Source organism: Vreelandella sp. ssv (genome assembly GCF_059448525.1).
On record NZ_CM182545.1, the window covers coordinates 4247188 to 4272206 of the forward strand.

Genomic DNA, 25019 nt, shown 5'->3' on the forward strand with positions numbered 1-25019 from the left:
ACTGGCACTTTAAGGCGATGTTTCGCAGCCTAAAAGCAGTGGACGCTATAGAGGATATAAGGAGTGCGCTACAATAGGCGTCTATTGAATGCGTGCGTCCTTGCAAGGTACCCATGACTCAGACCATAGAAACGCCAGTGGTTCACGACCAAGCACGACTTAGCCAAGAGGCCAAGCGTGTCACCTACATCGGTGCGTGGTTGGATGCCCTGTTGAGCATTGTCAAAGTCACCATTGGTTTTATGGTCGGTTCTGCGGCGTTAATCGCCGACGGGATCCACTCCCTATCTGATTTAGTCACCGACGGTTTTGTCCTGGCGGCCATTCACTATGGGCGCCAGGAACCCGATAAAGACCACCACTATGGCCACGGCCGGATCGAAACCCTGACTACCCTGCTACTGGGAAGCGTGCTGATTTTCGTGGCAGGCGCGATAGCCTGGTCGAGCCTTGATCGCCTGTTTAGCGGTACCGACGTTAATGCCCCTGGCGCACTGGCGATCGTAATTACGGTGATTGCGCTGTTTAGCAAAGAGTGGATTTTTCGCTACACCATGCGGGTAGCCAAGCGGGTAAAGTCAAAACTACTCGAAGCCAACGCCTGGCACTCACGTAGCGATGCACTCTCTACCGCCGTGGTGCTGGTAGCCTTGGTAGGTGCTCAGTTTGGCCTGGGTTGGCTGGATGCCGTGGCCGCCATCATTGTGGGTTTATTAGTCGGCAAAGTAGGTTTGGACTTGCTGTGGGAGTCGGCGCGGGAACTGGTCGATACCGCGCTGCCGGTGGATGTACAGGATCAGATGCACGACGTGGCTTGCAGCGTTCCGGGGGTGGATAGCGTTCACGATCTGCGCACCCGCCAGTCGGCGGGCTGGGTCATGGTCGATTTACACGTGGTGGTCGGGCCGAAAATTACCGTCTCTGAAGCTCATGAGATCGGTAACGAAGTGAGCCGCCGCCTACGCCATGAATTCCCCGCGCTTACCGACGTGATCTTCCACGTTGACCCCGAAGACGACGCCGGTGCGGGCGACCCCAGCCGCCTTCCCGGCCTTCCACTGCGCCCTGAAGTAGAAGCCGCGCTAGATGCACGCTGGTACAAGCACCCTGTGTGGCGCACCCTGAACGAGCTACAGTTACACTACCTGGACGACAAGGTCTCGGTATCGCTGATCATTGCTGATGCGGTTCAACAACCGCCTCAGTGCCTCGCTAGCCAGCTTAAAGCGCTGGCTAGCGATATTGAGTGGCTGGGTCACGTGGAGGTACTGTTTATCACCCGCGCCGCCAGTAGCTCAATGCGCTAAGCCCTCAATGACTCCCTCGTCACGAGAGCAGCAGCGTGGCGATACTGAAGTAGATCACCACCCCAGACGCATCAATCAGGGTGGTCACCAGCGGTGCCGAGGCCGTGGCAGGATCGACCTTAAAGCGCTCGAGAACAAAGGGTAAACACATCCCCAGCAGGCTGCCGAACAGAACGATGGTGACCATGCTAAAGGCAACCACCATGGCCAGCGCCTCGCCACCACGCATAATGCCGATAGGCGTTACCGCAATAGCCATGGTAATGCCCAGCGAGCCCGCGACGAGCAGTTCGCGACCCAGAAGCTTCCCCCAGTCTTTACCCCCCACGTCACCGGTTGCCATACCGCGCACCATCAGCGTGGCAGCCTGAGCCCCGGCGTTACCACCACTACCGATCAATAACGGTAAAAAGAAGACCAACGCTACCTGGGCGGCAATGGTCTCTTCAAAATAGGCAATCCCGGCCCCCGAAAACAGGTTGGCAAAGACCAGCAGTACCAACCAGAACACCCGCTTACGGTAGAGGCTCCAGAGCTTCACGCGGCTTACGCCATCTTCCAGTTGCCCGATCGACATCCCCTTGTGGAAATCTTCGGTGGCCTCGGATTCGGCCACATCCATGGCATCATCGTGAGTCACAATGCCGACCATCCGACCATCCGCATCAATTACCGGCAGCGCTAACAGGTCGTACTTCGCCACAATTCGGGCGACATCTTCCTGAGCATTATCAACGCGGGTGCTGATAACATCCTTGATCATGATGTCGTCCACAATGGCGCCTGGGCGTGCCACCATCAGCTGGCGTAACGACATCGTACCGATCAATTGCCCATCACTATCGAGAATATAGAGCTGGTAAACCGTTTCCGCGTCTGGGGCGGTCTGGCGTACCCGCATCATCGCTTGTGACACCGTCATGCCACTGGCTATGGATACATAGTCAGAGGTCATGATGGCGCCGGCGGTACCCTCTTCGTAGCTGGCAAGCCGCTTTAGATCTTCCCGCTCGCGGTGGGCCATGCGCCGCAGCAACGCTTCCCGGCGGTCTTCACTGAGTAAATTGAACAGATCGACGCGTTCATCCGAGCCCATCTCTTCAAGCAGCTTGAGTACCTGGCTGTCGTCCAACTCCCCGACTACCTCAAGCTGGATCTCACCGGGCAAGTAGCCTAGTACGTTTGCAGCACGCTCGGCAGAGAGAATGTCCAGCAACGCGAGCGCCGCGGGCAGCTCCTCATCGTCTTCAATCATCTCTTCAAGCACTTCACCGATATCCGCGGAGCGGTTTTCGGCCAAACGCAAAGAGAGCACCGATTTACTGGGCGATTCCTTGGCCAACTCGTCGAGCAGTTCGGCTTTTAATGCCTGTAAGCTTTCATCATTCAGTGCCATAACTCCCCCATCACGCTAACCCACGTCGTACTGCCGACTTAATCCCGCATTTTCACTTATCGTACTGCCAAACAAAAAACGCCCCTTAAACCCTCACTAGCGGGCTTAAGGGGCGTTGGACACACGCCAATCGCGTGGGTGTTAGCCTTTGCCCGCCTTTTTACGCAACTGCTGAATGGTTCTCAGCTGCGCAACGGCTTCGGCAAGTTCAGCGGCCGCCCGGGTATAATCGAGCTCCGATGACTTCTCGTTAAAGGCTTTCAGCGCCTGCTGACGCGCTTCTTCGGCAGCAGCCTCATTGAGGTCGCTGGCACGTGATGCAGAGTCGGCCAGAATCGTTACGACATCCGGTTGAACTTCCATGAAGCCCCCCGTGACGTAGAAATTCTCTTCCGAGCCACCATCATGAATCACGCGTACCGGACCCGGCTGAAGCTCAGTCAGCAGCGGAGCATGACCCGGCAAAACGCCCAGGTCACCCATAATCCCGGAAGCAATCACCTGCTCAACGGTACCTGAGAAGATCGATGCTTCAGCGCTGACGATATTGCAAGTAAAGCTATTCGCCATAGCGAATCCCCCTAATGGACGGGATTACTTCTTCATCTGGTTGGCTTTCTCGACGGCTTCGTCGATTGAACCGACCATATAGAAGGCCTGTTCCGGCATATCGTCGTATTCGCCAGCAAGAATGCCCTGGAAGCCACTAATGGTGTCTTTCAGTGAGACATACTTACCTGGTGAACCGGTAAATACTTCGGCCACGAAGAACGGCTGCGACAAGAAACGCTGGATTTTACGCGCACGTGATACGGCCAGCTTGTCTTCATCAGACAGCTCGTCCATACCCAGGATGGCGATGATATCCTTAAGCTCTTTATAGCGCTGAAGAACGTTCTGTACACCGCGAGCGGTAGCATAGTGCTCTTCACCGACAACCAGCGGATCCAACTGACGCGACGTGGAGTCGAGCGGATCGATCGCCGGGTAGATACCCAGTTCGGCGATAGAACGCGCCAATACCACGGTAGCATCCAGGTGCGAGAAGGTGGTCGCCGGCGATGGATCGGTCAAGTCATCCGCGGGCACGTAAACGGCCTGTACGGAAGTGATTGAACCGGTTTTCGTCGAGGTAATACGCTCCTGCAGAACGCCCATCTCTTCAGCCAGTGTCGGCTGATAACCTACCGCTGACGGCATACGACCCAGCAGTGCCGATACTTCGGTACCTGCCAAGGTGTAACGGTAGATGTTATCGACGAACAGCAGAACATCGCGGCCTTCATCACGGAATTTCTCAGCGATGGTCAGGCCCGTCAGCGCAACGCGCAGACGGTTACCCGGAGGCTCGTTCATCTGACCGTAAACCAGCGATACCTTATCGATAACGTTGGATTCCGTCATTTCGTGATAGAAGTCGTTACCCTCACGCGTACGCTCACCCACACCGGCAAATACAGAGTAGCCGCTGTGCTCGGTAGCGATGTTGCGGATAAGCTCCATCATATTGACGGTTTTACCCACACCGGCGCCGCCGAACAGGCCAACTTTACCACCCTTAGCAAACGGGCAGACCAAGTCGATAACCTTGATGCCAGTTTCCAGCAGCTCGTTAGAGGCTGCTTGGTCGGCATAGCTCGGTGCTTTACGGTGAATCGGCATACGCTCTTGCTCGCCGATCGGTCCCGCTTCATCGATCGGCTCGCCGAGTACGTTCATAATACGGCCCAGCGTTTCCTTACCTACCGGTACGGAAATAGCGGCACCTGTGCTGGTCGTTTCCATGCCACGCTTCAAGCCCTCGGTGGAGCCCATGGCGATGGTGCGCACCACGCCGTCGCCCAGCTGCTGCTGGACTTCGAGGATAGTCTCAACATCGGAGACCTTCAGCGCGTCGTAGACCTTGGGCACAGAGTCCCGCGGAAACTCTACGTCAATCACCGCGCCGATGATTTGTACGATACGTCCGCTCATCTTGGTTCCTCTCTAAAACCTGCAAATGAAACCTGTCTGCCGGGAGCCGCTTAACAGAGTCGGCTCCCTAGGCGTTATACGGCAGCAGCGCCGCCGACGATCTCAGAAATTTCCTGGGTGATGGCGGCCTGACGGGCCTTGTTGTAGACCATCTCCAGATCGTCGATCAGGCCGCCTGCGTTGTCAGTGGCACTTTTCATAGCGATCATTCGGGCGGCTTGTTCACAAGCGCCGTTTTCCACTACCGCCTGATACACCTGCGATTCGATGAAACGAACCAACAGGCTATCGAGCAACGCCTTGGCATCCGGTTCATACAGGTAGTCCCAGCTTCCGGGACGGGCGTTTTCGTCGTCTTGCTCAGCGTCTGCGCCCATATCAGGCGACAGTGGAAGAAGCTGACGAACCACTGGCTTTTGCGTCATGGTATTCACAAACTCGTTGTGCACCACGTACAGCCGGTCGAGACGTCCTTCATCGTACGCTTCAAGCATGACCTTAATACTGCCAATCAACCCCTCAACGGTCGGGGCTTCGCCTAAACCGCTCTTTGCCGCTACTAAATTACCACCGTAGTTACGGAAAAAAGTGCTGGCCTTAGCGCCTAACGCGCAAAAGTCCTGCTCAGCACCCTGCTTTTTCCACTCGCTGGCCTGTTTAAGTAAGGCTTTGAAGAGGTTGTGGTTCAAGCCACCGCACAGACCACGGTCTGTAGAGACCACAATGTAACCAACGCGCTTAACCTCGCTACGCTCGACCATATAGTCGTGCCTGTACTCGGGGTTCGCGTCGGCAATGTGGCCAACCACGTTACGAATCTGCTTAGCGTAAGGCTGACTAGCTCTCATCAGATCTTGCGCTTTACGCATTTTCGATGCAGCCACCATTTCCATGGCGCTGGTGATCTTCTGCGTATTTTTAATGCTCCCGATCTGGGTGCGTATCTCTTTTGCAGCTGCCATAGCGATCTACCCTTCGTTCGTGGCTCTCAGAAAGCATGCAAACCCGCCCGCAGGCGGGCCAAACATTACCAGCTCTGAGTCGCCTTGAACTTTTCGAGACCCGACTTCAAGCTGTCTTGAATCTCACCGTTGTAGTCGCCGCTCTGGTTGATCTTGTCGAGCAAATCACCGTGCTCAGACTTCATGTAGTCGTGCAGCGCACGCTCGAAGTCCAATACTTTGTTCACTTCGACATCATCCAGGTAACCTTCGTTGGCGGCATACAGCGAGAGCGCCATTTCAGCTACCGACATTGGCGAGTACTGGTTCTGCTTCATCAACTCGGTAACACGCTGACCGTGCTCAAGCTGCTTACGCGTGGCTTCATCAAGATCAGAGGCAAACTGCGAGAACGCCGCCAGCTCACGATACTGGGCTAGCGCCAGACGTACACTACCGCCGAGCTTTTTGATGATTTTGGTCTGCGCCGAACCACCGACACGAGAAACCGACAGACCTGCGTTAATCGCCGGACGAATACCGGAGTTAAACAGGTTGGTTTCAAGGAAGATCTGACCATCGGTGATCGAAATCACGTTGGTCGGAACGAACGCAGAAACATCGCCACCCTGGGTTTCGATGATCGGCAGCGCGGTTAAGGAACCGGTCTTACCTTTCACTTCACCGTTGGTGAACTTCTCAACGTAGTCGACGTTAACGCGCGCAGCACGCTCAAGTAGACGCGAGTGGAGATAGAAAACGTCACCGGGATAAGCTTCACGGCCTGGCGGACGACGCAGCAGCAGCGATACCTGACGGTAGGCAACGGCCTGCTTGGAAAGATCGTCATACACAATCAGGGCGTTCTCGCCGCGGTCGCGGAAGTATTCGCCCATGGTGCAGCCAGAATAAGGCGCGAGGAACTGCATTGGAGCCGGATCGGCAGCGCCAGCGGCGACAACGATGGTGTGCTCCATGGCGCCATGCTCTTCGAGCTTGCGCACCACGTTGGCAATGGTCGACTGCTTCTGACCAATGGCCACGTAGACACAGGTCACGCCCTTGCCTTTCTGGTTGATGATGGCATCAATGGCAATGGCGGACTTACCAATCTGACGGTCACCGATAATCAGCTCACGCTGACCACGGCCGATCGGCACCATGGCGTCGATAGACTTAAGACCGGTTTGAATTGGCTCATCAACGGATTGGCGGGTGATAACGCCCGGTGCCACTTTCTCAACGGCATCGGTCATGGTGGTGTTAATGTCACCTTTGCCATCGATGGGGTTACCCAATGCATCGACAACACGACCAATCAGCTCAGGGCCTACCGGTACTTCGAGAATACGACCGGTACACTTGGCGGTCATGCCCTCTTCAAGCTGCAGGTAGTCACCCAGTACGACGGCACCTACGGAGTCACGCTCCAGGTTAAGTACCATGCCAAAGATGCTGTTAGGAAATTCAATCATTTCACCGAACATCGCGTCTTCGAGACCGTGAATTTTCACGATACCGTCGGAAACGGTGACGATGGTGCCCTGATTATGGGCTTCAGATGCGACGTCAAGCTTTTCAATTCGCTGCTTGATGATGTCGCTGATCTCGGAAGGATTCAGTTGCTGCATGCCATGTCCCTCAGACTCAAGCGGTTAGCGCGTCAAAAAGGCGGTTCAATCGACCACGTACGGAGCCGTCAATAACGGTATCACCAGCACGCAGGATGACACCGCCAATAAGCGACTTGTCCACCTGAGTAGTAATAGAGATTTCGCGATTCAGACGTTTCTTAAGCGCGTTCGCTAGCTTCGTTTCTTGCTGACTATCTAGCTGGTAAGCAGAGGTGACGTTCACTTCAACCCGCTGCTCGTGTTCGGCACGTAGGTGCTCAAACTGATCAGCAATGGATGCCAACGCCATCAAACGGCCTTGGTCAGCCAAGACAGTCAAAAATCGCTGTAAAGCCTCATCCTTTTGCTCTGGAATCAGCTCGACAAGCAGCGACACTTTTTGCTCGCTGTCTAATTTTGGACTGTTTAGTCGATGGCGAACGACGTCATCTGCTACCGAAACACTTAAAAAACTCAGCGCTTGCGACCAGCTATCAAGCGCCTCATGATCACGCGCGTATTCAAACGCTGCTTTAGCGTAAGGACGAGCGACGGTCAGTAATTCCGCCATGATTCACCTCCTTACAGTTCAGCAGCAAGCTCATCGAGTAACTTGCGATGCGCTTGTTCGTCGACCGACGCTTCAAGAACACGCTCGGCACCCATAACAGCGAGGTAAGAGACTTGAGAGCGAAGTTCGTCTTTTGCACGGTTCACTTCTTGCTCAATCTCTGAACGTGCGCTGGCTACCAGGCGTTCGCCTTCGGCGCGGGCATGTTCGCGGGCTTCTTCAACTATCTGGGCAGAGCGCTTGTTGGCCTGCTCAAGAATTTGCGAAGCTTGCTCCTTGCTTTCACGCAGCATCTGCTCAGCGCGTTCTTGAGCAAGCTCAAGATCACGGTTTGCACGGCTAGCTGCGTCCAAGCCATCAGCAATTTTCTTTTGACGCTCATGAAGCGCGTTGCTGATCGGAGGCCACACATACTTTATGCAAAACCAGACAAAGATCGCGAAGGCGATCGTCTGCCCGATTAGCGTCATGTTGATATTCACAGGAATGTACCTCTGACAAGTTCGTGGCGACCGGAGTGAAACAAAACCGAGCGTTGGACGCTCGGCTCAGCAGTCATTAACCGGCAACAACGAAGATCAGGTACATTGCGATACCAACACCGATCATCGGAACGGCATCCAACAGACCTGCCATTAGGAAGGTTTTGGTTTGCAGTTGGTCACCAAGCTCAGGCTGACGCGCTGTAGATTCCAACAGCTTGCCACCCAAAATGGCGAAGCCAATGCCGGTACCTAGCGCGCCGAGACCGATCATGATGGAAGCAGCAATGTAGATAAGTTCCATGGTAATGCTCCTAGTTTTTCAAGTTAAAGTCTAAGGTTGAGGGTTAAGGGTATTGTCTAACAAACAGTGCTTACTTCAGTGATGTTCGTGCGCTGCGCTGAGGTAAACGACGGACAGCACGGTAAAGATGAACGCCTGTAATGTAACGATTAAAATATGAAAAATGGCCCAAGGCACATCCAGCACCCAGATTGCCCAGAAAGGTAACATCGCGATCAAGATAAAGATGACTTCGCCGGCGAACATGTTACCAAATAGACGCATTGCCAAGCTGAATGGCTTAACCAGCAAAGCGACGATTTCCAATACAAGGTTGAAGGGAATCAATGCCCAATGATTGAAAGGCGTGAAAGACAACTCTTTGGCAAAGCCGCCCACCCCTTTAACCTTAAGGCTGTAGTAGAGAATCAGGCAGAAAACGCCCAGCGCCATACCGAGGGTGGCATTGACGTCCGTAGTGGGAACGATTTTCATGTAATCAACGCCGAGCTTGGAAAATAAGACCGGGAAGAAATCCACCGGAATTATTTTTAGCGAGTTCATCAGGAATATCCACACGAACAGCGTTAAGGCCAAGGGGGCAATAATCGGATTACGCCCTTTAAACGTCCCTTGGATCATGTTCTCGATAAATTCAAACACCATTTCAACCGCATTTTGCAGCCCTGATGGCACGCCGGTAGTGGCCATTTTGCCTGCTTTACGGAAAATCCAGATAAACAGCAGCCCCATGGCGATGGACCAGCCCATGGTGTCTAAGTGAATAGCCCAAAAGCCCATTTCACTTGCTTCTTCCGCAGAGTGTGCCAGCGACCAGCCATTTTCAGGGTGGTTACCAAAGGTCAGGTTCTGCAAGTGGTGCTGGATATAGTAAGTCGTCGAGACTTCGTTTCCTGCGGCCATGGATGTATCACCTCAATCAGTTGTGCAATTTTCTAAACATTAGCGCTTTTTGGCATTAACCAAGGCGTAAACCAATGCGTTAGAACAACCGCAACATAAGCATAAAAAAAGAAAGCGGGGTTTGAGGGGGGCGCTGCCACGAACACTGCCACAAACAGTGCCACCGTCAAACCAAACTTGCCTGCCTCGGCGCGAAAGAGACGCATCGCAGCCTTCGAAGGACTACTCGCACGTAAAATACCCATTCGCTTGATAAAAAACGCATGCGGTAATAGAGCGACCAACGCTCCTTTAAAAACCGATGACATGCCTTCTAAATCGTCAACTAGGTAGGCTACTAGCATACCTAGAAAAATAATTATCAATTGCGCGATCGTGAGTCTAACGATATAGGCTTTTCGCCGCTGGGTTTCGTATCGCTGCATAGCTTTCTGAATAAACACCCAGCCGTTGAATAAAAATCGCCATACATCGACAAACGTATTCCTAGACAAACACAGACAACCTGCACAAATCTTGCGCGATTATAGGGAAGCGCTATCACACCTTCAACCGAAGTCGCACCGATTTTGCTCGGTTATTGGATGATTTGCGACCAAAGGGGGAAAACGTGGTCGCTTCTTACGCGATATTGCATAGCTTGCTATTTAATATGATTTAAGATGCCGTCTAACTCTTCTAGGCTTGTATAGCGTATTGTTAATTTACCTTTGCCTTTTTGACCATGATCAATGGAAACGGGCGCACCGAGCAGCTCGCCAAGATGAGTTTCAAGCTTTGCCACATCGGGCTGTTTGTTTTGACGACTAGTAGGCGTTTTGATCGGGGCTTGGCTGGTCTGTACTTTTTTCACAAGCGCTTCAGTGGCCCGAACGGTCATATCGTTGTTGACCACTTCATGGGCCACCTGCCGCTGCTGGGCACTATTTAACGTCAACAATGCTCGCGCATGGCCCATATCAAGATCGCCACGTTCGAGCAGGGTTTGTACTTCGGGGTCTAGCGCCAGTAGACGCAAGAGATTGGCTACCTGGGTGCGCGATTTACCCACTGCGTCGGCTATCTGCTGCTGAGTCAACTCAAACTCTTCGCCTAGCCGCTTGAGCGCCATGGCTTCTTCAATAGCGTTGAGGTTTTCACGCTGAATATTTTCGATCAGGGCCAGTGCCAAGGCGACTTCATCGCTGACTTCTCGAATGACCGCCGGAATCACGTCCAACTCAGCCAGCTGTGCAGCACGCCAACGACGCTCACCGGCAATAATTTCATAGCGATCAACGCCAATGGGGCGCACGACGATGGGTTGCATCACGCCCTGGGCACGAATGGAGTCAGCCAGCTCTTCCAATGCTTCCGGCTGAATATCCCGACGCGGCTGATATTTACCACGCGTTAATTGCCCTAGCGGCAGGCGCTCAAGGCGATCCTCGGTAACATCGGCAGCCGCGGCGCTACTCGCTGCGTCAGAAAGCCCCAACGAAGTGCCGCTACTGGCAAGTTCTAAGCTGTCACGGCGACGTGCACCGGCACCAATCAGGGCATCCAGGCCACGTCCCAGCGCGGGTTTACGCGTCATTCGCTTTCCCTCATTTTTTCAGCGCCCTTTTTTGAATTGAAGAGTTGAAGTGAAGAGTAGTTACAGTGAAAGACGACGGATCATCTCTTTCGCCAGCACGCGATAGGCCTGGCTCCCCCGGGAGAACCGGGCATATTGCGTAACGGGCAGCCCGTGGCTTGGTGCTTCGGCGACTTTTACGTTACGCGGTATGGTCGTTTTCAATAGCATATCGCCAAAATAATCACGCAACTGCTTATCCACTTCCCGCGTTAGGCTGGTGCGCTTGTCATACATGGTGCGCAAAATGCCCGCAATCGCTAGGTCAGGATTCACATTTTGCTTAATCTGCTCAACGGTATCGAGCAGCGCCGATAATCCTTCTAACGCATAAAACTCACACTGAAGTGGAATCAATACACTGTCAGACGCGGTTAATGCATTCACGGTAAGCATATTCAACGAGGGTGGACAGTCGATGAGCACCACATCGTACTCACTGGAGACCGACGCAAGTGCCTTGGTTAAGCAGCTCTCGCTTTTATCGCGATCTAAAAGTTCGACCTCTGCAGCGGTAAGATCACCATTACCGGGCAGTACGTCGTACTTTACCGCTAGCTTCTTAACGATGGTTTCAGCTGCCGTTGCTTCACCTAGCAGAACATCAAGCACGCTTTTATCGAGCCCATATTTATCGATGCCACTTCCCATACTGGCATGACCTTGAGGGTCAAGATCCACCAACAGTACGCGGCGGTCGAGCGCAGCGAGACTGGCCGCCAGGTTAACGGCCGAGGTGGTCTTGCCCACGCCGCCTTTTTGGTTGGTCAGGGCAATGATCTGGCTCACTTACTCAACTCCTTCCTGGGGTCATGATCAACGTTCAGAATCAATAGCTGCCGCTGGGCCGTTTCAAAAGGGACTTCCAGCAGGTGACGTTGGTGTAAACGAATATCGGGAGGGAGGTCGTGCAACTCCTCGTCTGCTCCTGGACCTTTCATGGCTAGCCACTGGCCTTCGGCACTGGGTAGCTGGCGAGTCAAGGTCACGAAATCGACCAAGCTGGCAAACGCTCTAGAAATCACTTGATCGAAAGCGGCGTTCTCGAACTCTTCCACCCGGGCCTGGACAGGAGTCACGTTTTTAAGACCGAGCTCCATTACCGCCTGACGCTGAAAGCGCACTTTTTTGCCATTGCTGTCCAGCAGTGTGACATCAAGCTCGGGTACTAAAATGGCCAGCACTATACCGGGCAAACCTGGGCCAGCGCCAACATCCAGCAGCCGCGGCCCTTGCACATAGGGCACCACAACGGCGCTATCCAGCACATGGCGCGACACCATATCGTTAACGTCGCGCACTGCTGTGAGGTTATAAGCCTGATTCCACTTGTGCAACAGTGCCAATAAACCTAACAGCTGTTCTCGCTGATGGTGGTCAACGCTAATGGATAGCTGGTTTAACCCTTGATCGAGCCGTGGTGCAACGCTTGAAGGCAGTGTTTTCAACAGGGGGGTTAACGAACTCATCCGTTAACCACCTCAGCTGTAGCTACCAACCGGCGCTTTTTCAGATGCACTAGCAAAATAGAAACGGCCGCGGGGGTGACTCCTGAAATCCTTGCTGCGTGGGCAAGCGTTTCCGGTCGCGCTTCAGCCAGCTTTTGACGAACTTCGTTGGATAGACCTTCCACTTTCAAATAATCCAGCTCTGCAGGCAGTGGCGTGGCTTCGTGGCGTTTGAGCTTGTCGATCTCTTCCTGTTGGCGATCGATATAGCCTTGATACTTGGCCTGAATTTGTACCTGCTCGGCAACCGCAGGATCGGTCACCAGCGTGCCTTCGATACCGGGCAGATTGGCTAAATCACCGTAGCTAAGTTCTGGACGCTTAAGCAGATCGCTAAGCCGATACTCTCGAGTGAGCGGTGCACCGGTTTTTTCAGCCACTTGTTCCGCCGCCGGGCTCCCAGGCTGAATCCAAATAGTATCCAGACGGGCACTCTCTTGCTCGATGGCTTCGCGTTTTTGGCTAAACGCGGTCCAGCGAGAGTCGTTGACGAGACCCAGTTTGCGCCCCGCTTCGGTTAAGCGTAGATCCGCGTTGTCTTCACGCAGCAGCAGACGGTACTCCGCACGGGAAGTAAACATCCGGTAGGGCTCTTTGGTACCCATGGTGATCAGGTCATCGACCAGCACACCGAGATAGGCTTCATCGCGGCGGGGATACCAGGCGTCCAGCTCCTGGGAACGGCGGGCGGCATTTAGGCCTGCGAGCAACCCTTGAGCACCGGCTTCTTCGTAGCCGGTAGTGCCGTTAATCTGGCCGGCAAAAAACAGGTTGTGGATAAACTTAGTTTCCAGCGAGTGTTTTAAATCCCGCGGATCAAAAAAGTCGTACTCAATAGCATAGCCAGGCCGGGTGATATGGGCATTTTCCAGGCCTTTGATTGAACGCACGACCTGAATCTGCACATCAAAGGGCAGCGAGGTCGAGATGCCGTTGGGATAGAGCTCATGCGTATCCAAACCTTCGGGTTCGATAAACACCTGATGACTCGATTTATCGGCAAAGCGATGCACTTTGTCTTCGATCGATGGGCAGTAACGCGGCCCGATCCCTTCGATGACGCCGGAGTACATCGGCGAGCGATCCAGATTGGCCAGAATCAGATCGTGAGTGTGCTGATTGGTGTGAGCAATATGGCAACTCACTTGCTGAGGATGCATTTCCCGTGATCCCAGGTAGGACATGACCGGCGTTGGGCTATCGCCGGGCTGCTCTTCCATCTGAGAAAAATCAACGGTTTTTGCATTAATGCGCGGCGGAGTGCCGGTTTTTAGGCGATCAACACGAAACGGCAGCGCGCGGAGTCTTTCTGCCAAGGCGTTGGAAGGCGGATCACCTGCTCGGCCACCTTTGCTTTGATCCAAACCAATATGAATCACGCCACCCAAAAATGTGCCGGTACACAGCACAACGCTGTCGGCATGAAAACGGATACCGGTTTCCGTGACGACCCCACGCACGGTGTCGTTATCCACAATCAGATCACCAGCGGCTTGTTGGAAAATCGTCAAGTTGGGTTGGTTTTCCAACATTCCGCGGATCGCCGCTTTGTAGCGAATGCGATCAGCCTGGGCACGGGTTGCTCGGACGGCAGGCCCCTTGCGGGCATTGAGCACGCGAAACTGGATGCCACCTAAATCCGTGGCAAGCCCCATGGCGCCGCCCAGTGCATCAATTTCTTTAACCAAATGGCTTTTGCCAATCCCGCCAATGGCGGGATTACACGACATTTGGCCCAGGGTTTCGATGTTGTGGGTGAGCAGCAGGGTCTGACAGCCCATGCGAGCAGAGGCCAATGCGGCTTCAGTTCCCGCATGGCCACCGCCGATGACAATCACGTCAAAGCGGTCGGGGTAATTCAAAAGACACCTCGTCTTGTGCCGATTGGCACGGATGATGTGGCCAGTGCAGTCGATTCCAGACGCAGCCACTTTAGATCAATGAGTCGGCAAGTATAAACCCCCTGTGGGTAACCGTCAGGTTTTTCCACACCCGGAATCGTTAAACAGCCTCTATTAATAACAACATAAATATAAAATAAGAGAAGTTCTGTAAATGTTGTAACTACTAGTGTGGACAATTTCTGTGTATAAGCTACTTAATCCATTTAATTTCATGCTCTTACATTGTTGACTTCTACATGTTTGAAAGCGGGAGTGCCTGGGCAGAAAGGGTGGTAAGCCTGTGGATGGAATAGTGCTTTATCCACAGAGTTAGTTAAGCACCTCTTATCCACCGTCCAGTACCTGTGTTGTTACCGCACCTGTGAACAACCTCAACTTGTTGTGGAGCTAACGCTAAGAGACTCGTCTAGCAGGCTTTCCAGTCATAAAACCAATCAACATAAAAAAAGTTTATCCACAGGCAAAAAAATGGCCTGTCATGTCGACAGGCCATTAATAAAGTGCAATTTAGCGCGAATTGGATACTAATTTGACGCTTAAAAGAGGCTCAATTTAATGTTTCAGTACGCGCGCTAAGAAGGATTGCGTACGTTCATGTTGCGGTGAATCGAATAGCTTCTCAGGATGCCCCTGCTCTGTAATCTCGCCTTTATGGATAAAAATAACCCGGTCAGCAACCTCACGAGCGAAGCCCATTTCATGGGTAACTATCACCATCGTCATGCCTTCTTTGGCCAACTCACGCATAGCATCCAGTACTTCACCGATCATTTCTGGATCAAGCGCCGATGTGGGCTCGTCAAACAGCATTAGGCGGGGTTCCATCGCCAAGGCACGGGCCAGCGCCACACGCTGCTGTTGGCCCCCTGAGAGCTGGCTAGGGTACTTATCCGCCTGGTCAGCGATGCCCACTCGGTCGAGCAGCCGTTTGGCGTTGCTGACTGCGTCGTCACGGCTTAAACCACGGACTTTCATCGGTGCCAGGGTGACGTTATCTATCACGCTGAGATGGGGAAAGAGATTGAATTGCTGAAATACCATGCCTACTTCGGTGCGGATGGTTTGCAGCGCTTGAGTACTCTTTCCATGAGGTAATAGTTCGTTGCTGTCGACGACCAGGCTGCCCGATTGAAACTCTTCCAAACCGTTAATACAGCGAATTAGCGTAGATTTTCCTGACCCACTGGCACCGATGATCACGACGACTTCACCAGGCACAATCGTCAGGTCAATGTCATTGAGTACGTGCAGGCTGCCAAAGTGTTTATTGAGCTGCTGCATACGCACAATGGGTTGCGTTATGTCGTTCATTGTCTCGCTCATTGCGCGTGTCCTTATTGTCCTGCCAGGCCTCTGATCTCAAGCTGGCGGAGGATGATTGATAGGGTCCAGGTGATCGCTAGATACATCAAGGCGACCATGAAGTAGACCTCCAGGGCCGTGAAGGTGGTGGAGATATAGATTTGTCCCTGACGCACCAATTCACCAACGCCAATCACCGAGAACAGTGACGTGTCCTTGATACTGATAATGCCCTGATTGCCCAGGGAGGGGATCATCCGCCGAAAGGCTTGGGGCCAGATAACGTAGCGAAACGCCTGAGTACGCGAGAGCCCGAGTGAAAGTGATGCTTCGCCTTGACCGCGCTCAATCGACTGCACGCCACCACGAACGATTTCAGAGATATAAGCGCCAGAGTTAACGGCGATCGCGGCGATACCGGCCACCAAGGGATTAATCGGTCCTCCTAGCAGTTGCGGTAAGCCGTAAAATATAAACAGCACTTGTACCAGGATGGGCGTGCCGCGAAATACTTCAATGTACAAAATTGCCGGCCAGCGCAGCCAACGTAGGCGGCTAATACGTAATAAGCCAAAGAAAATGCCGATAAAAAAACCGATGGCGAGACCGCCAAACGAGATAAGCAGTGTCCAGGGAATACCTGGCAGCAGGTAAGGGATAGACCCAAACGCTGCCGACCAATCAAATTGAAAATTGACGTCCACGCGTAGACTCCTGAATCAAAAGTACAGATGAGAAAAGCAGTAAGAAACGCAGCAGGGCCGGGGGTTGTGGCCACCCGGCCCTGTTATCACGTTATGCTGTCAGCGAGTATGGATGCTCACTCTTCGCTGGAGGCTTCCCCAAACCATTTGGTGTAAATCTCATCGTAGGTGCCATCTTCTTTCATCGCTGCGAGCGCTTCATTGGTAGGTTCTACCCATTCGCTACCTTTATGAAAAACGATGCCGTACTGTTGGCCTTCGTATAGTGGGCCGACGACTTTTGTGCGTCCTTCACCGCGGGTTTGCGCGAAGTAGGAAACGTTAGGTGCATCGTAGAAAACGGCATCTACGTTACGGCCCAATAGCGCCATATACATATCGCTCATGGCCGGGAAGGGAGTGATATCGGCGTCTTCACCGAGTTCTTCTTTTAAGAAGTCGTAGCTGGTGGAACCAATGCGCGTGGCGATAGAAAGGTCGGCGAGGTCTTCGATAGTTTCAACGTCGTCGTTATCGGCGCGAACAATAATTTTTAAGCCGGAGTCGTAGTAAGGGTCGGAGAAGTCAACGATTTCAGCGCGTTCTTCGGTGATGGTAGTACCAGCAATAGCGATCTCTTGGCTACCGGTTTGCACGGCAGGAATAATGCCGGCGAATTCCATTGTGGTGAGATTAACTTCAAAGCCTGCACGCTCGGCGACTTCGTTAATGATATCCATATCGAAGCCGACCATTTCGCCGGTTTCTTGATCCATCATTTCGAACGGCACAAAGCTTGGGTCAGTAACCACGTTAACCGTTGGCATTTGGGCCATGGCGGCAGTGGTGCTGCCTAATCCCAGTGCGAGTGCGAGCGTTGTTTTCGTCAGGTTGAGTGGTAGTGCTACTTTCATAAGTTTCCCCGTGCTTTATGTGGCTAGTAGTGGGTGTCAAAGCGATTTATATCGCTTGAAGAGTCCCTTAAGCCGTTATTGACCTATCAACCTTGGCGAGAAACCGCCAGGGCGTCAAGTCACGGGGAGCGTTGTGGGCCAACGCTGTTTAGACCATAAAGGAAGCACCGCAGCCGCAGGTGGTGGTGGCGTTAGGGTTTTGAACGCGAAAACGTGCGCCCGCCAGACCCTCTTCGTAATCAACGGTAGAACCTACCAAATACTGGTAAGAAAGGGGGTCAACCACTAAGGCGGCGTTTCCAAATTCAATAACGGTGTCATCGTCAGCGACGTTTTCAGCAAAGTCGAAACCGTATTGAAAACCCGAACAGCCGCCACCGGTCACGTAGACCCGCAGTTTAAGCGATGGATTATTTTCTTCTGCAATCAGCGCATTGATACGTTTGCGTGCGCTATCAGAGAGCAGTAATGGAGTAGGAACAAAGGCTTCTGCACCGCTCATGGGTACCTCCCGCGAGCTTAAAGAACGAATAAATCGGCATTGGGGGATGATTATGGGTAATTCCCAGCAAATTGGTCAACTATTGCTGGGAATTAGTGAAACCTTAGGGCATCAGTGCTGGTGCGGTAAGGCCGGTCTTCTCGTCGAAGCCGAACATCAGGTTGAGGTTTTGGATCGCCTGGCCGGAAGCACCTTTGACCAGATTATCGATCACCGATAGCACGACCACGGTGTTGCCATTGCCGGGGCGGTGGACGGCCAGGCGGCAGGTATTGATGCCTTTGACACTGCGCGTTTCAGGATGGCTTCCTGCAGGCATCACATCAACAAACGGCTCGTCGGCGTAGCGCTGCTCAAATAGAGCCTGAAGATCACCGGGCTCAGCGGTTAGCTGGCCGTAAAGCGTGGCGTGAATGCCGCGGATCATTGGCGTTAAGTGCGGCACAAAGGTTAAACCCACAGCGGATTGCTGAATATCCCTAAGTCCCTGGCTAATTTCCGGTAGATGGCGGTGGCCGCCTGCGCCGTAGGCTTTCATTGACTCACTGGCTTCGGCAAGCAGAGAACCTACTTTAGCGCCTCGACCAGCTCCGGTAACGCCTGATTTGCAGTCAGCAATCAGTTGGCTTGGGTCGATTAAGCCAGCTTCCAGTAGCGGCAAATAACCGAGTTGAACGGCAGTGGGGTAGCAGCCGGGCACGGCGATTAAACGTGCATTTTTGATCTGTTTCCGATGCATTTCCGGCAGCCCGTATACCGCCTCTTGCAACAATTCCGGGGCACCGTGGGCCTGATCGTACCAGCGGCTCCACTCATCGGCATCGCGCAGCCGGAAGTCAGCTGACAGATCAATCACCCGAGTGCCGTTTTCGAGTAGCTCACCCGCCAGTGCGTGGGCAACGCCGTGAGGTGTGGCAAAAAATACCGCATCCATCGCTCCCAGCTGTTTGGCATCCGGCTCGCTAAACGCCAGCGTGTCGTAATGGCCGCGCAGGTTGGGGTACATATCGCACACCTTAACGCCGGTTTCCGAGCGCGAGGTAATGGCGGCTACGTTGACGTGGGGGTGCTGGGCAAGTAGCCGCAGTAATTCAACGCCGGTATAACCGGTACCGCCAACAATGCCGACCTTAATCACAAATCACTCCTTGCGGATTGCGCCAAACGTTTTTAATGAAACAGTTTTACAGCCTAAGCGGATTGCTGCGGGCTGTCGAAGTGTATCGGGCTATGATACACAAGAGGGTAGATAGATAAGAACATTAAGAAGACCAAAACAAGGCAGGTCGCTGTGGCGCGTTTTTCCCGATCGGATTTTACCTTAGAGAGTTTTCGTCGCCAGTTGGCCAACGTCGACGCCCTTCCGCAACTCTGTTTGCTGGGCCTTGTCTCGGGGGTTATTACCGGCGCTGTGATGGTGGCGTTTCGGCTGCTATTGGAAGCGGGCGCCGCTCTCTACATGACCGATGGCGATCCAGAAGCATTTGAAAGCATGGCGCCCTGGCTGCGTGCGCTGCTACCTATGCTGGCGGTTACCCTTGTGGGTGTGCTGCTGTACCGGCAAAAACCGGCAGCGCGCAAGCTGGGCGTTGGCCATGTGATTGAGCGGCTTACCTATCATCAGGGCCGCTTTCCGTTACGCAACTGGTTGAATCAGTGGTGGGTGGGGGTTGTCGTGGTGCTAGGTGGCCTCTCCGCTGGTCGTGAGGGCCCGGCGATTCACTTGGGGGCTGCGGCGGCAAGCGGGCTTGGTCAGCAGATTCGCTTGCCTAATAATAGCCTGAGAGTACTCGTGGCGTGTGGTACCGCAGCAGCTATTTCCGCCTCTTTTAACACGCCTATCGCGGGCGTCATCTTTGCTATGGAAGTGGTGATGATGGAGTACACCTTGATGAGCTTTATGCCCGTCATCTTGGCCTCCACCATGGGTGCGTTAGTGGCGCAGCTAGCCTACGGCAACGAACCTGCCTTCCGCATTCCTGAAGTGGCTCTGGGGTCGTTGATCAACCTCCCGTGGATCGTAGTGACAGGATTGGTAATTGGCTTACTGGCCGGTCTATTTATCCATATTTCACGTAGCCAGCGCATTATGGCGTGGCCGCTTTGGGTGCGCCTTGGGTTAGTAGGCTTGGCGACTGGCGCAGTCGCTTGGTGGTTTCCTCAGGTGCAGGGTATCGGCTACGACAGCGTGGCAGCGGCACTCAATAATCAATTGGAGATCAAAGTACTGCTGGCGCTGATGATTGCCAAACTGTTGATTACGGCGCTAACCGTTGCTGGGGGTGTTCCTATCGGCATTGTTGGACCGGTGTTAGTAGTGGGGGCCGCCACAGGCGCACTGTTTGGTATGCTCGGTGGTTGGTTTTGGCCAGACAAAGCGGCCGATCCAGGTATTTACGCCATGCTAGGCATGGCAGCAATGATGGGCGCGGTTTTACAAGCACCCCTTGCTGCGCTGATGGCACTTTTGGAGTTAACCCATACGCCGAGTATCATGCTTCCCGGAATGTTAGCGGTGGTGGTTGCGTGTTTAACCTCGCGACAATTAACTGGTTGTGAAGGTTTTTTTATCAGCACTGTTCGCTATGGGCTGCATCCGCTTCAGCAACCCTTGATGCAGGCACTCTCGCGGGTCTCAGTGCCGGCGGTGATGGAGCGGCAGCTAGTGCGCACAGAGCGGATGATCACGCCAGATCGGGCGCGGGTATTACTAGAAACGAACCCGGTGTGGTTAGTGATTGAGCGTTCAAGTGAGGATAAACCGGTGCTGGCGCTCAAAGCTGCTGAATTGGCGCGTTGGCTACTTGAGCACGATGAAGCGCTACAAGGTAAGGAGCCGCCCGAGGATGAATTAATAGATCTATTGGAAATTCCTGGCCAGCGGTTGGAGCTAGCGCCGATAGGCCTACAGGCGACACTTTCCGAAGCATTCTTAAAACTCCAGGATGACGCCTTGGGTGCACTCTATGTAGTACACGGTTATCGCCCTAAGCAGCAGCGTATTTCAGGTATTATTACCCGTGGCGCCATTGAGCGTTATTATCATTACTCGGATCCCCGTGGTACCGAATCTCGTGGCTCTGATACGTAACACCCTAGTTTTCAAGACCCAGACGCAGGGGCACAAGGATTTATCACTTTAAGGAGCGACAATGTACCTATGGGTGAAGGCTATTCACTTAATGGCAGTGGTGACCTGGTTCGCCGCCCTGTTCTATTTACCGCGGCTGTATGTCTACCATGCCACCGCCAGAGATAATGGCGATGACCAAGCGATCGCTTATTTCAAAACGATGGAGCGTAAACTCTACCGCGGGATCATGACACCATCGATGATTGCGGTACTGATTTTTGGCGGTTGGATGCTCTACTTGGTGCCCGAATGGCTTAGCCAGGGGTGGATGCACGCCAAGCTTGCGCTAGTGGTCGTGCTGATTGCCTACCATCACGTTTGTTTGATCTATTTAAAGCAATTTTCCCAAAACAGATGTACCAAAAGTCATGTGTTTTTTCGCTGGTTTAACGAAGCACCGGTGATTGCGCTGGTAGCGATTGTTCTTCTCGCTGTTGTGAAGCCCTTTTGATGCGCCAACCGCTTCCTCCCGTGGTGTTGGTACTCGCTGGGCACGATCCGACCGGCGGTGCGGGTATCATCGCTGATAGTGAAGCCATTGCTGCTTGTGGTGGCTGGGCGGTAACGATCCCCACTGCGCTGACGGTACAAAATTGCCATAATGTAACGCGAGTAATCCCCGCTGATGCTAGCGCGATGCGGCAAATGGCCGAGGCAATTAGTGAAATGCAGGTTGCGGCGATTAAGGTTGGCTTGCTTGCTGACGAAGCGACATTACGTGCAGCGGAACAAATTATCCGTCGTTTTCCGGGCATTCCTGTGGTGGCCGATCCAGTATTTAGGGCTGGAGGTGGAACTGAGTTATCCACACCCGGTTTGCGTCGTCTGTTCATCGACCGATTGCTACCGCTTGTGGATATCTTAACGCCAAATCGTGCTGAACTGTCTCAGCTTACGCCGGACATCATTACGCCTTTCGACGATACGGCCCGCGCGGTGTCGCTGATGTCACAAGGGTGCCAAGCCATTTTAGTGACTGCCACTGACGAACCGTTGCCTGGCAACGATCAGCAAGTCGTCCACACCCTGCACTCACCCGACACCACCCGGCAATGGCAGTGGCCGCGTTTGCCCGAACTGTTTCACGGTTCAGGTTGCACACTAGCAGCAGCTATTGCGGCGCGTTTGGCTGTTGGTGAGCGATTACCAACAGCATGTGAGCAAGCTCAGCACTTTACTTGGCAGAGCCTGTCTCAGGGTTTTCAGCCGCCTAGTGGCCAGTGTTTACCCAACCGCTTTTCAAGAGCTGTCCGTTTTTAATCCTATCTTCTGTATGCCATTGACCGAGAGGATGCCATGACCACATCAGCTGAACTGTTTGACCTTGCCAGTCGCCATATCCCGGGCGGAGTAAATTCACCCGTGCGAGCGTTTAAAGGTTTACACCGCCCGCCGGTCTTTATGGAGCGTGCCCAGGGCGCCTTTCTATTTGACGTTGAAGGCAATCGGTACGTGGATTATGTGGGTTCCTGGGGACCGATGATCACTGGGCATGCCGATCAAGACGTATTGAATGCTGTACGGGCACGGTTAGATAACGGCCTGTCTTTCGGTACCCCTACCGCTGTCGAAACCACCATGGCAGATTTGATCTGCGAGATGATCCCTTCCATGGATATGGTGCGCATGACCAGCTCGGGTACCGAAGCGACAATGTCCGCAATTCGCTTGGCTAGAGGTAGTACCGGTCGCGATAAGATCGTGAAGTTTGAAGGTAATTACCATGGTCACTCTGACTCACTGCTGGTAAAAGCCGGCTCGGGGGCACTCACCCACGGTGAGCCCAGCTCACCGGGGGTGCCCGCTTCACTGGCTGAACACACCATTACTCTGTCATTTAACGACCCCGAAGGAGTAGAGGCTTGTTTTACTGAAATTGGCGATCAGATTGCCTGCATTATCGTTGAACCCGTTGCCGGCAATATGAACTGTATTCCACCCCAGCCGGGCTTCCTGGAAACACTACGTCGGGTATGTAACGAGTACGGCAGCGTGCTTATTTTTGACGAAGTGATGACCGGTTTTCGAGTGGCATTGGGCGGTGCCCAAGCCCACTACGGCATAGTGCCCGATCTAACCTGTTTGGGGAAAATTGTCGGTGGTGGCATGCCGGTGGGCGCATTTGGCGGCAAGCGTGAGATAATGCAAAATATTTCACCCCTTGGGCCGGTTTATCAAGCGGGTACCTTGTCGGGTAATCCACTGGCCATGGCGGCGGGCATTGCTTTGCTAACCAAGCTACAGGTACCGGGTTTTCATGATGCGCTCACCCAGCGGGTTAATACCCTTTGTTTAGGCCTTCAGGAGCGTGCCAATGCTGCACGAGTACCGATGATGACGCAGTCGGCGGGCGGCATGTTTGGGCTCTTCTTCACCTCTCAAAGCCGTGTAGATAACTTTGCCCAAGCCACGGCCTGTAACCCGGATGCCTTCCGCCGCTTCTTTGGCGCAATGCTCGATCACGGGGTTTACTTGGCGCCTTCCGCTTATGAAGCCGGCTTTATGTCCAGCGCCCATACCCCGGAAGATATTCAATTTACGCTGGACGCAGCCGAAAAAGCCTTTTCAGTTATGTAACGGCAAGTAACTGAAAGACCGCTATACTGCAAGAGCCGCTCATTATGGGCGGCTCTTAGGTTAGGTGAGATCCACAATCATGATACGACCAACGGATTGGCGATATGTGATTTGCGCAGTGGGGCTGGCAGCTTGCTTCCCGCTGGCTGCACAATCGCCTCAGGAGCAGGACATGACCCAGATCCATATCACCATGAGCGGTTCACCAGGCGCGGAGTTTTCTGCCCACTGGCGTATTACCCATGAAGGCGAAACTACTGAGCACGTTGAAGAGCACGGGACCGTGCCTGCTGAATACACGTTTACGGGGACAGAACTTGAAGGCACCGTGAAACTGTTAACTGACGATGAGCGGTTGGAGGTGGATATTCAAAAAGGCAGTAATCACTCACGTTCGTCTACTCAAGGAGCGGGGGGTACCTTAACGCTTATGATTCGTTAACAGCTCCTGTTCAGATAGCCATAAATAAACCGCCCCAAAGGGGGCGGTTTGCATGCACATCGAGTGAGTATCTAATGTAATATCTTTTTGCTTAATTGCCTTGGCTCACAGTGTTAACGTTGCCATTGCCATAGGTAACAATGCTAGAGGTATGTTGACCCCAGAAGGTACCGCTTTGATCAACAGTGTTGGTGTTGTAGCTGCCGTAAGTTTCGATGTAAGACTCATGACCATAGCCGGATTGAGCTACGTTATAGGTGTTGTTATCACCATTGGCTAGAATAGTACTCTCTAGCGAGTAACCGCTTTGGCCAACAACAGCGTCATTGCTGTTACCATCCATGTAGGCGTAGCTATCATTATAGGAGCCATTCTGTGTGATTTCAGCATCATTGAAACCACCGATTTGTTCTACTACTGATTTATTTCCCATACCATCTTGGTTAACGTTAGTGTCGTTACCGAATCCTTCAATGTAAGCGTAGCTATCATTGAATTTACCATCTTGAGTAATATCAGCGTCATTGAAGAAACCAATTTGCTCTACTACTGAAACATTTTTATAACCTTCTTGGTCAACGGAAGCACTATTATTATTACGCTCTTGATATACTGTCGAGTCGTTCATAGTGCCTAATTGAGTAACGTCAGCCGAGTTACCGTTACCAATTTGCTCTACTCCAGAGTCATTAAGACCAGGTAGCGTTGTAGCAACACCAGAGATGTCATCTTGATTTATGGTAGCAGAGTTATAACTACCTTCTTGGTAGATGCGTGAGTTTTGCGATCCCCACTGGGTAACGTCGTTAGTATTGTTATTGCCATCTTGATAAATCGTGGAATCGCTACCAGCTGACCAGTACTGTGCGGAAGCAGCAGTGCTCATAGCGAAGGCAACGGCGGCAGCGATAGTGGTGATTTGAGTTTTCATGGTGTTTCCCCATTATG

The 25019-nt window shown here is 53.1% G+C and carries 26 protein-coding genes; 6 read left to right on the forward strand and 20 right to left on the reverse strand.

Annotation, left to right across the window (positions count from 1 at the left end; translation table 11 throughout):
• Window positions 1-113 precede the first annotated feature (113 nt).
• Complete coding sequence (locus tag AC5TBW_RS19485; protein WP_495510133.1) at window positions 114-1307, forward strand: cation diffusion facilitator family transporter; 1194 nt, start codon at window positions 114-116, stop codon at window positions 1305-1307.
• A gap of 19 nt (window positions 1308-1326) precedes the next feature.
• Here the strand turns inward: AC5TBW_RS19485 and mgtE are convergent, their stop codons facing one another.
• The 19 genes from mgtE to argC form a co-directional block, all read right to left on the reverse strand.
• Complete coding sequence (mgtE, locus tag AC5TBW_RS19490; RefSeq protein WP_495510134.1) at window positions 1327-2703, reverse strand: magnesium transporter; 1377 nt, start codon at window positions 2701-2703, stop codon at window positions 1327-1329.
• A 141-nt stretch (window positions 2704-2844) separates the two neighbouring features.
• Entirely contained in the window at window positions 2845-3273 is a 429-nt protein-coding gene (locus AC5TBW_RS19495) for a F0F1 ATP synthase subunit epsilon (protein ID WP_495510135.1), read from the reverse strand.
• 24 nt (window positions 3274-3297) lie between these two features.
• A complete protein-coding gene (atpD, locus tag AC5TBW_RS19500; RefSeq protein WP_035556311.1) occupies window positions 3298-4677 on the reverse strand; it encodes a F0F1 ATP synthase subunit beta in 1380 nt (459 codons plus the stop codon).
• A gap of 74 nt (window positions 4678-4751) precedes the next feature.
• Window positions 4752-5639 carry a F0F1 ATP synthase subunit gamma gene (gene atpG / locus AC5TBW_RS19505; protein ID WP_009286339.1) on the reverse strand — a complete coding sequence of 296 codons (888 nt, stop codon included), beginning with the start codon at window positions 5637-5639 and terminating at the stop codon, window positions 4752-4754.
• A 65-nt stretch (window positions 5640-5704) separates the two neighbouring features.
• The gene (gene atpA / locus AC5TBW_RS19510; protein ID WP_495510136.1) at window positions 5705-7249 is read right to left on the reverse strand and encodes a F0F1 ATP synthase subunit alpha; all 1545 of its coding nucleotides are present in this window, start codon (window positions 7247-7249) and stop codon (window positions 5705-5707) included.
• Between the two features lie 16 nt (window positions 7250-7265).
• Window positions 7266-7802 (reverse strand): F0F1 ATP synthase subunit delta, encoded by a 537-nt coding sequence (locus tag AC5TBW_RS19515; RefSeq protein WP_495510137.1) that lies wholly within the window; start codon window positions 7800-7802, stop codon window positions 7266-7268.
• Between the two features lie 11 nt (window positions 7803-7813).
• Window positions 7814-8284, reverse strand: coding sequence for a F0F1 ATP synthase subunit B (locus tag AC5TBW_RS19520; protein WP_495510138.1), 471 nt, complete (start codon window positions 8282-8284; stop codon window positions 7814-7816).
• Between the two features lie 76 nt (window positions 8285-8360).
• Window positions 8361-8588, reverse strand: a complete 228-nt coding sequence (gene atpE, locus AC5TBW_RS19525) for a F0F1 ATP synthase subunit C (protein ID WP_022521051.1) — start codon at window positions 8586-8588, stop codon at window positions 8361-8363.
• A 75-nt stretch (window positions 8589-8663) separates the two neighbouring features.
• The gene (atpB, locus tag AC5TBW_RS19530) at window positions 8664-9491 is read right to left on the reverse strand and encodes a F0F1 ATP synthase subunit A (RefSeq protein ID WP_495510139.1); all 828 of its coding nucleotides are present in this window, start codon (window positions 9489-9491) and stop codon (window positions 8664-8666) included.
• Window positions 9492-9523: 32 nt separating this feature from the next.
• Window positions 9524-9916, reverse strand: a complete 393-nt coding sequence (locus tag AC5TBW_RS19535; protein ID WP_495511995.1) for an ATP synthase subunit I — start codon at window positions 9914-9916, stop codon at window positions 9524-9526.
• Window positions 9917-10134: 218 nt separating this feature from the next.
• A complete protein-coding gene (locus AC5TBW_RS19540; RefSeq protein ID WP_495510140.1) occupies window positions 10135-11067 on the reverse strand; it encodes a ParB/RepB/Spo0J family partition protein in 933 nt (310 codons plus the stop codon).
• Between the two features lie 60 nt (window positions 11068-11127).
• The gene (locus AC5TBW_RS19545) at window positions 11128-11895 is read right to left on the reverse strand and encodes a ParA family protein (RefSeq protein ID WP_495510141.1); all 768 of its coding nucleotides are present in this window, start codon (window positions 11893-11895) and stop codon (window positions 11128-11130) included.
• Window positions 11892-12575 carry a 16S rRNA (guanine(527)-N(7))-methyltransferase RsmG gene (rsmG, locus tag AC5TBW_RS19550; protein ID WP_495510142.1) on the reverse strand — a complete coding sequence of 228 codons (684 nt, stop codon included), beginning with the start codon at window positions 12573-12575 and terminating at the stop codon, window positions 11892-11894. The genes AC5TBW_RS19545 and rsmG overlap by 4 nt, the downstream gene beginning before the upstream one ends.
• Window positions 12572-14476 carry a tRNA uridine-5-carboxymethylaminomethyl(34) synthesis enzyme MnmG gene (mnmG, locus tag AC5TBW_RS19555; RefSeq protein WP_495510143.1) on the reverse strand — a complete coding sequence of 635 codons (1905 nt, stop codon included), beginning with the start codon at window positions 14474-14476 and terminating at the stop codon, window positions 12572-12574. Before mnmG ends, rsmG begins: the two co-directional genes overlap by 4 nt.
• A gap of 594 nt (window positions 14477-15070) precedes the next feature.
• Window positions 15071-15829 carry an amino acid ABC transporter ATP-binding protein gene (locus tag AC5TBW_RS19560; RefSeq protein ID WP_495510144.1) on the reverse strand — a complete coding sequence of 253 codons (759 nt, stop codon included), beginning with the start codon at window positions 15827-15829 and terminating at the stop codon, window positions 15071-15073.
• Between the two features lie 23 nt (window positions 15830-15852).
• A complete protein-coding gene (locus AC5TBW_RS19565; protein ID WP_071694851.1) occupies window positions 15853-16524 on the reverse strand; it encodes an amino acid ABC transporter permease in 672 nt (223 codons plus the stop codon).
• A gap of 116 nt (window positions 16525-16640) precedes the next feature.
• On the reverse strand, window positions 16641-17417 hold the full coding sequence (locus AC5TBW_RS19570) for a transporter substrate-binding domain-containing protein (RefSeq protein ID WP_495510145.1): 777 nt from the start codon (window positions 17415-17417) through the stop codon (window positions 16641-16643).
• Between the two features lie 148 nt (window positions 17418-17565).
• Window positions 17566-17919, reverse strand: coding sequence for an iron-sulfur cluster insertion protein ErpA (gene erpA / locus AC5TBW_RS19575; RefSeq protein ID WP_007112206.1), 354 nt, complete (start codon window positions 17917-17919; stop codon window positions 17566-17568).
• A 103-nt stretch (window positions 17920-18022) separates the two neighbouring features.
• Window positions 18023-19057, reverse strand: a complete 1035-nt coding sequence (argC, locus tag AC5TBW_RS19580) for an N-acetyl-gamma-glutamyl-phosphate reductase (protein WP_495510146.1) — start codon at window positions 19055-19057, stop codon at window positions 18023-18025.
• A gap of 153 nt (window positions 19058-19210) precedes the next feature.
• On the opposite strand from argC, the gene AC5TBW_RS19585 reads away from it, so the two are divergent.
• The 5 genes from AC5TBW_RS19585 to AC5TBW_RS19605 all read left to right on the forward strand — a co-directional run bounded on the left by AC5TBW_RS19585 (window position 19211) and on the right by AC5TBW_RS19605 (window position 24071).
• On the forward strand, window positions 19211-21010 hold the full coding sequence (locus AC5TBW_RS19585) for a chloride channel protein (protein ID WP_495510147.1): 1800 nt from the start codon (window positions 19211-19213) through the stop codon (window positions 21008-21010).
• A 61-nt stretch (window positions 21011-21071) separates the two neighbouring features.
• A complete protein-coding gene (gene hemJ, locus AC5TBW_RS19590) occupies window positions 21072-21503 on the forward strand; it encodes a protoporphyrinogen oxidase HemJ (protein ID WP_495510148.1) in 432 nt (143 codons plus the stop codon).
• Window positions 21503-22312, forward strand: coding sequence for a bifunctional hydroxymethylpyrimidine kinase/phosphomethylpyrimidine kinase (gene thiD / locus AC5TBW_RS19595; protein WP_495510149.1), 810 nt, complete (start codon window positions 21503-21505; stop codon window positions 22310-22312). Before hemJ ends, thiD begins: the two co-directional genes overlap by 1 nt.
• Before the next feature lie 36 nt (window positions 22313-22348).
• Window positions 22349-23629 (forward strand): glutamate-1-semialdehyde 2,1-aminomutase, encoded by a 1281-nt coding sequence (hemL, locus tag AC5TBW_RS19600; protein WP_495510150.1) that lies wholly within the window; start codon window positions 22349-22351, stop codon window positions 23627-23629.
• Between the two features lie 172 nt (window positions 23630-23801).
• Window positions 23802-24071, forward strand: a complete 270-nt coding sequence (locus tag AC5TBW_RS19605) for a hypothetical protein (RefSeq protein WP_495510151.1) — start codon at window positions 23802-23804, stop codon at window positions 24069-24071.
• A gap of 91 nt (window positions 24072-24162) precedes the next feature.
• Here AC5TBW_RS19605 and AC5TBW_RS19610 read toward each other — a convergent pair whose 3' ends face one another.
• Window positions 24163-25002, reverse strand: coding sequence for a curlin subunit CsgB (locus tag AC5TBW_RS19610; RefSeq protein ID WP_495510152.1), 840 nt, complete (start codon window positions 25000-25002; stop codon window positions 24163-24165).
• Window positions 25003-25019 lie beyond the last annotated feature (17 nt).

Excerpts from the sequence above, each read along its gene's own strand:
- AC5TBW_RS19485 (WP_495510133.1), top strand. The coding sequence starts at position 114 with ATGACTCAGACCATAGAAACGCCAGTGGTTCACGACCAAGCACGACTT.
- mgtE (WP_495510134.1), bottom strand. The coding sequence starts at position 2,703 with ATGGCACTGAATGATGAAAGCTTACAGGCATTAAAAGCCGAACTGCTC.
- AC5TBW_RS19495 (WP_495510135.1), bottom strand. The coding sequence starts at position 3,273 with ATGGCGAATAGCTTTACTTGCAATATCGTCAGCGCTGAAGCATCGATC.
- atpD (WP_035556311.1), bottom strand. The coding sequence starts at position 4,677 with ATGAGCGGACGTATCGTACAAATCATCGGCGCGGTGATTGACGTAGAG.
- atpG (WP_009286339.1), bottom strand. The coding sequence starts at position 5,639 with ATGGCAGCTGCAAAAGAGATACGCACCCAGATCGGGAGCATTAAAAAT.
- atpA (WP_495510136.1), bottom strand. The coding sequence starts at position 7,249 with ATGCAGCAACTGAATCCTTCCGAGATCAGCGACATCATCAAGCAGCGA.
- AC5TBW_RS19515 (WP_495510137.1), bottom strand. The coding sequence starts at position 7,802 with ATGGCGGAATTACTGACCGTCGCTCGTCCTTACGCTAAAGCAGCGTTT.
- atpE (WP_022521051.1), bottom strand. The coding sequence starts at position 8,588 with ATGGAACTTATCTACATTGCTGCTTCCATCATGATCGGTCTCGGCGCG.
- atpB (WP_495510139.1), bottom strand. The coding sequence starts at position 9,491 with ATGGCCGCAGGAAACGAAGTCTCGACGACTTACTATATCCAGCACCAC.
- AC5TBW_RS19535 (WP_495511995.1), bottom strand. The coding sequence starts at position 9,916 with ATGCAGCGATACGAAACCCAGCGGCGAAAAGCCTATATCGTTAGACTC.
- AC5TBW_RS19540 (WP_495510140.1), bottom strand. The coding sequence starts at position 11,067 with ATGACGCGTAAACCCGCGCTGGGACGTGGCCTGGATGCCCTGATTGGT.
- rsmG (WP_495510142.1), bottom strand. The coding sequence starts at position 12,575 with ATGAGTTCGTTAACCCCCCTGTTGAAAACACTGCCTTCAAGCGTTGCA.
- AC5TBW_RS19560 (WP_495510144.1), bottom strand. The coding sequence starts at position 15,829 with ATGAACGACATAACGCAACCCATTGTGCGTATGCAGCAGCTCAATAAA.
- AC5TBW_RS19570 (WP_495510145.1), bottom strand. The coding sequence starts at position 17,417 with ATGAAAGTAGCACTACCACTCAACCTGACGAAAACAACGCTCGCACTC.
- erpA (WP_007112206.1), bottom strand. The coding sequence starts at position 17,919 with ATGAGCGGTGCAGAAGCCTTTGTTCCTACTCCATTACTGCTCTCTGAT.
- hemJ (WP_495510148.1), top strand. The coding sequence starts at position 21,072 with ATGTACCTATGGGTGAAGGCTATTCACTTAATGGCAGTGGTGACCTGG.
- thiD (WP_495510149.1), top strand. The coding sequence starts at position 21,503 with ATGCGCCAACCGCTTCCTCCCGTGGTGTTGGTACTCGCTGGGCACGAT.
- hemL (WP_495510150.1), top strand. The coding sequence starts at position 22,349 with ATGACCACATCAGCTGAACTGTTTGACCTTGCCAGTCGCCATATCCCG.
- AC5TBW_RS19605 (WP_495510151.1), top strand. The coding sequence starts at position 23,802 with ATGACCCAGATCCATATCACCATGAGCGGTTCACCAGGCGCGGAGTTT.
- AC5TBW_RS19610 (WP_495510152.1), bottom strand. The coding sequence starts at position 25,002 with ATGAAAACTCAAATCACCACTATCGCTGCCGCCGTTGCCTTCGCTATG.